This is a genomic window from Cellulomonas sp. RIT-PI-Y, assembly GCF_025642745.1.
Taxonomy (GTDB): Bacteria; Actinomycetota; Actinomycetes; order Actinomycetales; family Cellulomonadaceae; genus Cellulomonas.
The window spans coordinates 1-8,088 of sequence record NZ_JANZKP010000083.1 but is presented as its reverse complement, the minus strand read 5'-3'; the positions used below and the strand labels follow the sequence as shown (position 1 = coordinate 8,088).

The window sequence follows — 8,088 nt, the reverse complement described above, 5'->3', positions numbered from 1 at the left end:
TGTTCGTCGAGTGCGACGAACCTGTCGCCCGTACCGCCCGTCAGGCGACAGGTTCGTCGCATTCGTCCGTGCCCCGGCCTAGGGTGGCCGCGTGACCGTGCGCCGCGTGATGGGAATCGAGACCGAGTACGGGGTGCTGCAGCCCGGCAAGGCGAACGCCAACCCGATGCTGCTGTCCTCGCACGTCGTGGCGGTGCACGCCCCGGCCAAGCAGGCGGGCCGGACCAAGGCCCGGTGGGACTACGACGACGAGGATCCGCTGCAGGACGCACGCGGGTTCCACCTGCAGCGTGCGGCCGCGCACCCCTCGCAGCTCACCGACGACCCGGCCCGCCCGGCGCCCTCCGGCGACACCGACCCGGACTCCGGTGCCTCCACCGGTCCCTCCGCGCCGCAGACGCGGCCCCGGCCGGAGTACGACGAGTACGAGGACCCGGGTGCGGTGAACGTCATCCTGACCAACGGTGCCCGGCTCTACGTGGACCACGCGCACCCGGAGTACTCCTCGCCCGAGGTCACCACGCCGCGGGACCTCGTGCGGTGGGATGTCGCCGGGGAGCGGGTGATGCTGGAATCCGTGCGGGCGCTGGCCGGTGTCCAGGCGCTGCCGGACGTGGCGCTCTACAAGAACAACGTGGACGGCAAGGGCGCCACCTACGGCACCCATGAGAACTACCTCGTCGACCGCGCGGTGCCCTTCGGCGACCTGGCGAGCTGGATCACCCCGTTCCTGGTCAGCCGCCAGGTGTTCACCGGCTCCGGCCGGGTCGGGCTCGGCCAGCGCGGTGAGCGACCGGGCTACCAGCTGTCCCAGCGCGCGGACTACGTCGAGGCCGAGATCGGGCTGGAGACCACGCTGCGCCGCCCGATCGTGAACACCCGGGACGAGCCGCACGCCGACCCGGCGCTCTGGCGGCGGCTGCACGTGATCGTCGGGGACGCCAACCTGTTCGAGGTCGCGACCTTCCTCAAGACCGGCAGCACCTCCCTGGTGCTCTGGCTGATCGAGCAGATCTCCTCCGGCGCCGCCTCGCACTGGGGTCCTCGGCTGGACGCGCTGACCCTGGCCGATCCGGTGCACGCCTTCGGCCGGGTCAGTCACGACCTGAGCCTCCGCGAGCCGCTGGACCTGGCCGACGGCCGTGCGATGACCGCTCTGGACCTGCAGCGGGTGTACCTGGAGGCACTGCGCGAGCTGATCCCGGACCCGGACCCGGAGACCGCCGAGGTGCTGGACCGCTGGGCGTCGATCCTGGACCGCCTGGCCGTCGACCCGGCGTCCTGCGCCCGGGAGGTGGAGTGGGTCGGCAAGCTCCGGCTGCTGGACGGCATGCGCCGCCGGGAGGAGCTGGCCTGGGACCACCCCAAGCTGCTCGCCGTCGACCTGCAGTGGTCGGACGTCCGTCCCGAGCGCGGGCTCTACCACCGGCTGGCGGCGGCCGGTGCGGTCGAGCGCCTGACCACCGACGACCAGGTCGCCGACGCGGTCGTCCACCCGCCGGCCGACACCCGGGCCTACTTCCGCGGCGAGGTGATGGCCCGGTTCGGCCCGCAGATCACCGCCGCCAGCTGGGACTCGGTGGTCTTCGACGTCCCCGGGGCGCCGTCGTTGCAGCGGGTGCCGATGCGCGATCCGCTGCGCGGCACCCGGGCGCACGTCGGTCCGCTGCTGGATTCCAGCCCGGACGCCGGTTCCCTGCTGGAGAAACTCGGCGGCTGACCTAGGGTGGGCTGCACGACACCTCGAGGGAGACGAAGATGGCCGGTCAGGAGCACACGCAGGGCACCCGGCGCGACGACGAGCCCGTCGACGGCGCTGATGACACAGCCGTCGAGAACGCCCAGGCGAGCGCCCAGCAGCGCGACGCCGACGTGGACGCGCTGCTGGACGACATCGAGGACGTCCTGGAGTCCAATGCCGAGCAGTTCGTGCGCGGGTTCGTCCAGAAGGGCGGCCAGTGAGTGACCGGCCGCCTGCCCGCCGCCTTCACCACTCCTGGCACCTCCTCCTTCACCGAGTTCCTGGCGGGCTACGCGCCCGAGCTGCTGCCCGGCCGGGGCGGCTCCCTGCCGGTGGGTGAGGTGCCGGCCACCCCGCACGGCACCACCATCGTCGCGCTCGTCTTCGACGGCGGGGTGGTGATGGCCGGCGACCGTCGCGCGACCATGGGCTCGCAGATCGCGTCCCGGGAGATCGAGAAGGTCTTCCCCGCCGACGAGTTCTCCGCGGTCGGCATCGCGGGGACCGCGGGACTGGCCGTGGAGCTGGTCCGGCTGTTCCAGCTGGAGCTCGAGCACTACGAGAAGATCGAGGGCTCGCTGCTGTCCCTGGACGGCAAGGCCAACCGGCTGAGCACCATGATCCGCGGCAACCTGGGCCTGGCGATGCAGGGCCTGGCCGTCGTCCCGCTGTTCGCCGGCTTCGACATCGACCGCGGCACCGGCCGGATCTTCAGCTACGACGTGACCGGCGGCCGCTACGAGGAGCACCAGCACCACGCGGTCGGCTCCGGCTCGGTGTTCGCCCGGGGCTCGCTGAAGAAGCTGTGGCGGGCCGGACTGGATCCCGAGCAGGCCGTCCGGGTCGCGCTCGAGGCGCTGGTGGATGCCGCGGACGACGACTCCGCCACCGGCGGCCCGGACGTCTCCCGGGCGATCTGGCCGGTCGTGGCCACGGTCTCCGCCGCCGGGTACCTGCGGGTGCCCGACCACGACCTGGGCGCCGCCGTGGCCGACATCCTGGCGGCCCGGCAGACCCAGCACCGCCAGAACAGCGGGAACGGGACCCCGAGATGAACTCACCCCACGCAAGCACTCGCTCCGCTCCTGCTTCCGAGGGGACCCCGAGATGAACTCACCCCACGCAAGCACTCGCTTCGCTCCTGCTTCCGAGGGGACCCCGAGATGAACTCACCCCACGCAAGCACTCGCTTCGCTCCTGCTTCCGAGGGGACCCCGAGATGAGCATGCCGTTCTACGTGTCGCCCGAGCAGCTGATGAAGGACCGGGCCGACTACGCGCGCAAGGGCATCGCCCGCGGTCGCTCGGTCGTCGTGCTCGCCTACGACGACGGCATCGCCTTCGCCACCGAGAACCCGTCCCGCGCCCTGCACAAGGTCTCGGAGATCTACGACCGGATCGCCTTCGCCGCGGTCGGGAAGTACAACGAGTTCGAGAACATGCGGGTCGCCGGGGTGCGGTACGCCGACCTGCGCGGCTACTCCTACGACCGCCGGGACGTGGCGGCGCGCGGCCTGGCCAACGCCTACGCGCAGACCCTCGGCACGGTCTTCACCACCGAGTCCAAGCCGCTGGAGGTCGAGCTGGTGGTGGCCGAGGTCGGCGACGGCCCGGACACCGACCAGATCTACCGGCTGTCCTACGACGGCTCGGTCACCGACGAGCAGGGCTTCGTGGTGATGGGCGGCCAGTCCGACCGGCTGCGCGAGGAGATCGCCGGCCGCTGGACCCCCGGCATGCCGTTGGCCGCGGTGCTCGACCTCGCGGTCCGGGTGCTCGGCGCACCGCCCGAGGGTGCGGAGGAGGACGACCGACGGGTCATCCCCGCCGCGCAGCTGGAGGTCGCCGTGCTGGACCGGACCCGGCCGCGGCGGGCGTTCCGGCGGCTGACCGGAGCGGTGCTCACCGAACTGCTCGGAGGGAACTGATGGAGCGCAGGATCTTCGGCCTGGAGACCGAGTACGGCGTCACCTGCGCCGCCGACGAGGGCCGGGGGCTGTCCGCCGACGAGGTCGCCCGCTACCTGTTCCGCAAGGTGGTGGCCTGGGGCCGGTCGTCGAACGTCTTCCTGCGCAACGGCTCCCGGCTCTACCTGGACGTCGGCTCGCACCCGGAGTACGCCACCGCCGAGTGCGACGACTGGCGTCAGCTGGTCACCCACGACCGCGCGGGGGAGCGGATCCTGGAGGGGCTGATCGCCGACGCCCAGCAGCGCCTGGAGCACGAGGGCCTGCCCGGCCGGATCCACCTGTTCAAGAACAACACCGACTCGGCGGGCAACTCCTACGGCTGCCACGAGAACTACCTGGTCCGGCGTCAGGGGGACTTCGCGCGCACCTCCGACGTCCTCGTGCCGTTCCTGATCACCCGGCAGATCCTCACCGGTGCGGGCAAGGTGCTGACCACCCCGCGTGGTGCCACGTTCTGCTTCTCCCAGCGCGCCGACCACATCTGGGAGTCGGTGTCCTCCGCGACCACCCGCTCCCGGCCGATCATCAACACCCGGGACGAGCCGCACGCCGACGCCGAGCACTTCCGGCGCCTGCACGTGATCGTCGGCGACTCCTCGATGTCCGAGACCACCACGATGCTGAAGGTCGGTGCCACCGATCTGGTGCTGCGGCTGATCGAGGCCGGGCTGCCGATGCGGGACCTGACCCTGGAGAACCCGATCCGGGCGATCCGGGAGATCAGCCACGACCTGACCGGCCGGCAGCCGATCACCCTGGCCAGCGGCCGGACCGTCACCGCGATCGACCTGCAGGAGGAGTACCTCGGCCGGGTGACCGACTTCCTCGCGACCCAGGGCGAGGGTGCCGTCACCCCGCAGATCGCCCGGGTGCTCGACCTGTGGGAGCGGGGCCTGCGCGCCCTGCGGACCGGCGACCTCTCCCTGGTCGACCGGGAGCTGGACTGGGTGATCAAGTACCGGCTGATCGAGCGCTACCGGGCCAAGCACGGGCTCGACCTCGCCGACGTCCGGGTGCAGCGGATGGACCTGGCCTACCACGACATCTCCCGGACCGAGGGGCTGTACAACCTGCTCGCCCAGCGCGGTCTGGTGGAGCGGATCACCACCGACGTCGAGGTGTTCGAGGCGATGTCGGTACCGCCGCAGACCACCCGGGCCAAGCTGCGCGGCGAGTTCGTGCAGGCGGCCCAGGAGGCGCACCGGGACTACACCGTCGACTGGGTGCACCTCAAGCTGAACGACCAGGCGCAGCGGACCGTGCTGTGCAAGGACCCATTCCGGAGCGTCGACGAGCGGGTGGAGCGGCTGATCGAGTCGATGTGAGCACGGTTCCGTCACCTGCCCACACGTCCCGCACACGCATGACCAGTACTGTGGGCCGGTCGTGTCAGCTGGAACGGAAGGATCGACGTGCGCCGGATCGTGGCCCTGTGCGCCGCCGCGGTGCTGTTGCTCGCCGGGTGCGGCGACAACACGCCCGAGGACCCCGAGGTGGTGGTGACCGGTGACGTCGGTGCCGCCCCCACGGTGACCTACCGGACCCCGTTGCGGGTCGCCGAGACCACCCGGGAGACCGTGTGGGAGGGCACCGGACCGGAGCTGGTCGACGGCCGCCCGGTGCTGCTGGACTTCTGGCTGGAGAACGCCGACGACGCCAGCCTGGTCAAGGAGTCCTACACCTCCAGCCCCACCCCGCGGATGCTGACCGAGGAGGACCTGGGCAAGGACCTCTACGCCACGCTCAGCGGCCAGAAGGTCGGCGCCCGCCTGGTCCAGATCGCCCCGGCCTCCAGCGCCTCGGCCGCCTCGTACCCCACGGTCACCGTGCTCGACGTGCTGCCCACCCGGGCCGACGGCGAGGCGGTCGCCCCGCGGGAGGGCATGCCCACCGTCACCCTGGGCGAGGACGGCGCGCCGACGCTGACCCCGACCGGCACCGAGCCGCCCGGCGACCTCACCGTGCAGCCGCTGATCCGCGGCACCGGGCAGCAGGTCGGCTCGGGTGACGTCATCACCGTGCAGTACACCGGCTTCGTGTGGGCCGACGGGCAGGAGATCGACTCCACCTGGACCTCCGGGAGCCCGCAGACCTTCACGCTCTCCGACGTCCCGGCCTGGTCCGAGGCGCTGCTGGAGCAGGCGGTCGGCTCGCAGGTCATGGTGGTCGTCCCGCCGTCCTACGCGCTGGGCGTGACCCAGTCCGAGGAGTTCGCCGGGCAGACCGTGGTCTTCGTGATCGACCTGCTCGCCACCCGTGCGCCGGCCGCCACGCCGACCGACGGCGCCACCGCCACCGAGGGGGAATGACGTGTCCGTCGCGCTGCGCGTGATCCCGTGCCTGGACGTCGATGCCGGCCGGGTGGTCAAGGGCGTCAACTTCGAGAACCTGCGGGACGCCGGTGACCCGGTGGAGCTCGCCGCGACCTACGACGCCAACGGCGCCGACGAGGTCACCTTCCTCGACGTCTCCGCGTCCTCCTCGGACCGGGAGACCACCTACGACGTGGTCCGCCGCACCGCCGAGCAGGTCTTCGTCCCGCTGACCGTGGGCGGCGGCGTGCGTTCGCCGGAGGACGTCGACCGCCTGCTGCGGGCCGGTGCGGACAAGGTCGGCGTCAACACCGCCGCCATCGCCCGGCCCGAGCTGATCGGCGAGATCGCCCAGCGCTTCGGCTCCCAGGTCCTGGTGCTCTCGGTCGACGCCCGCCGGGTCCGGGTCGGCGACACCTCCACCGACTCCGGCTACGAGGTCACCACCCACGGCGGGCGCCGCGGCACCGGCATCGACGCCGTCGCCTGGGCCGCCCGCGCGGCCGAGCTCGGCGCGGGGGAGATCCTGCTCAACTCGATGGACGCCGACGGCACCACGGACGGCTTCGACCTGGAGATGCTGCGCGCGGTCCGGGGCGAGGTCCGGATCCCGCTGATCGCCTCCGGGGGCGCCGGCACCGTCGAGCACTTCGCCCAGGCCGCCGAGGCCGGGGCGGACGCGGTGCTGGCCGCGAGCGTGTTCCACTTCGGCACCCTGAGCATCCGCGAGGTCAAGGACCACCTGCGGGCGCGGGGCTTCGCGGTGCGCTGACACCCGGGGCAGGATGGGCGGATGCAGCGCATCGGACTGACCGGGGGCATCGCGGCAGGCAAGTCGGTCGCCGCGGCCCGCCTCGCCGAGCTCGGGGCGGTGGTGATCGACTACGACCTGCTGTCGCGGGAGGCGGTCGCCATCGGCACCGCCGGGCTGGAGGAGGTGGTGGCCGCCTTCGGCCCCGGGGTGCTGGCCGCGGACGGCGGACTGGACCGCCCGGCGCTGGGCCGGATCGTGTTCGCGGACGCGGCGGCCCGCACCAGGCTCAACCACATCGTGCACCCGATCGTGCATCGGTTGGCCGCCGAGCGGGAGGCCGCCGCGGCCGCCGCCGACCCGGACGCGGTGGTGGTGCACGACATCCCGCTGCTGGCCGAGTCCGGCCGGGACGACTCCTTCCACCTGGTGGTCGCGGTGCTGGCCGGGGTCGAGCTCCGGGTCGACCGCCTGGTGCAGGGGCGCGGCCTGTCCGAGGCGGACGCGCGCGACCGGATCGACGCCCAGGTCGGCGACGACGCCCGGACCGCCGTGGCGGACGTGCTGCTGGACGGCAACGGGAGCCCCGACGGGCTGCGGGAGCAGGTCGACGGGCTGTGGGTCCGGCTCCTGGAGGAACGGGACGAGGAACGCGCATGACGACCGTCCTGCTCACCGGGTTCGAGCCCTTCGACGGGCAGCAGGTCAACGCCTCCTGGGCGGCCGTGCGCGAGGTCGAACGCGGGTGGTCCGCGCCCTCGACGCTGGTGACGGCGCTCCTGCCGGTGTCCTTCGCCCGGGCGCCCGGACGGCTGCGCGCGCTGATCGCCGAGCACCGTCCGGATCTGGTGGTCTGCGTCGGCGAGGCCGGCGGCCGGGGCCGGGTGTCGATCGAACGGGTCGGCATCAACGTTCAGGACGCCCGGATCCCGGACGAGGACGGCGCGCAGCCGGTCGACGTCCCGGTGGTCGACGGCGGACCGGCGGCGCACTTCTCGACGCTGCCGGTGAAGGCCGCGATGCTCGCGGTCCAGGCCGCCGGGGTGCCGGGCGAGGTCTCCAACACCGCGGGGACCTTCGTCTGCAACACCATCGCCTACGCGGTCGGGGAGCAGCAGGTGCGCGGCGGGTTCGTGCACGTACCGCGGCTGCCGGAGCAGATGCCGCCGGGGGAGCCGTCGATGTCCGCGCAGGACGCGGGACGGGCGCTCGGCGCGATCCTGCACGCGGCCCTCACCACCGCCGACGACCTGGCGGTGACGGCCGGGACGGAGCACTGACCCGGCCGGAGGGGCCGGCTCGCCGCACGCCTCAC

9 protein-coding genes are annotated in these 8,088 nt (G+C 72.7%); all 9 read left to right on the top strand.

Going from position 1 to position 8,088, the window contains the following annotated elements:
• Window positions 1–91 precede the first annotated feature (91 nt).
• Window positions 92–1,720 carry a depupylase/deamidase Dop gene (gene dop / locus OGL89_RS16505; RefSeq protein ID WP_346770725.1) on the top strand — a complete coding sequence of 543 codons (1,629 nt, stop codon included), beginning with the start codon at window positions 92–94 and terminating at the stop codon, window positions 1,718–1,720.
• Window positions 1,721–1,758: 38 nt separating this feature from the next.
• Window positions 1,759–1,962, top strand: a complete 204-nt coding sequence (locus OGL89_RS16500) for a ubiquitin-like protein Pup (RefSeq protein WP_263121265.1) — start codon at window positions 1,759–1,761, stop codon at window positions 1,960–1,962.
• Window positions 1,963–2,796: a proteasome subunit beta gene (prcB, locus tag OGL89_RS16495; RefSeq protein ID WP_263121264.1), complete on the top strand. Its 834-nt coding sequence runs from the start codon at window positions 1,963–1,965 to the stop codon at window positions 2,794–2,796.
• A gap of 164 nt (window positions 2,797–2,960) precedes the next feature.
• Window positions 2,961–3,668, top strand: a complete 708-nt coding sequence (gene prcA / locus OGL89_RS16490) for a proteasome subunit alpha (RefSeq protein ID WP_263121263.1) — start codon at window positions 2,961–2,963, stop codon at window positions 3,666–3,668.
• Window positions 3,668–5,035 carry a Pup--protein ligase gene (pafA, locus tag OGL89_RS16485; protein ID WP_263121262.1) on the top strand — a complete coding sequence of 456 codons (1,368 nt, stop codon included), beginning with the start codon at window positions 3,668–3,670 and terminating at the stop codon, window positions 5,033–5,035. The genes prcA and pafA overlap by 1 nt, the downstream gene beginning before the upstream one ends.
• 87 nt (window positions 5,036–5,122) lie before the next feature.
• On the top strand, window positions 5,123–6,019 hold the full coding sequence (locus OGL89_RS16480) for an FKBP-type peptidyl-prolyl cis-trans isomerase (protein ID WP_263121261.1): 897 nt from the start codon (window positions 5,123–5,125) through the stop codon (window positions 6,017–6,019).
• Window position 6,020: 1 nt separating this feature from the next.
• Window positions 6,021–6,794 carry an imidazole glycerol phosphate synthase subunit HisF gene (hisF, locus tag OGL89_RS16475; protein ID WP_263121260.1) on the top strand — a complete coding sequence of 258 codons (774 nt, stop codon included), beginning with the start codon at window positions 6,021–6,023 and terminating at the stop codon, window positions 6,792–6,794.
• Window positions 6,795–6,815: 21 nt separating this feature from the next.
• On the top strand, window positions 6,816–7,433 hold the full coding sequence (gene coaE / locus OGL89_RS16470) for a dephospho-CoA kinase (protein WP_263121259.1): 618 nt from the start codon (window positions 6,816–6,818) through the stop codon (window positions 7,431–7,433).
• The gene (gene pcp / locus OGL89_RS16465; RefSeq protein ID WP_263121258.1) at window positions 7,430–8,053 is read left to right on the top strand and encodes a pyroglutamyl-peptidase I; all 624 of its coding nucleotides are present in this window, start codon (window positions 7,430–7,432) and stop codon (window positions 8,051–8,053) included. The genes coaE and pcp overlap by 4 nt, the downstream gene beginning before the upstream one ends.
• Window positions 8,054–8,088 lie beyond the last annotated feature (35 nt).

Bases quoted from the DNA above. Each gene is read 5' to 3' on its own strand.
- OGL89_RS16500 (WP_263121265.1), top strand. From the start codon at position 1,759: ATGGCCGGTCAGGAGCACACGCAGGGCACCCGGCGCGACGACGAGCCC.
- prcA (WP_263121263.1), top strand. From the start codon at position 2,961: ATGAGCATGCCGTTCTACGTGTCGCCCGAGCAGCTGATGAAGGACCGG.
- pafA (WP_263121262.1), top strand. From the start codon at position 3,668: ATGGAGCGCAGGATCTTCGGCCTGGAGACCGAGTACGGCGTCACCTGC.
- coaE (WP_263121259.1), top strand. From the start codon at position 6,816: ATGCAGCGCATCGGACTGACCGGGGGCATCGCGGCAGGCAAGTCGGTC.
- pcp (WP_263121258.1), top strand. From the start codon at position 7,430: ATGACGACCGTCCTGCTCACCGGGTTCGAGCCCTTCGACGGGCAGCAG.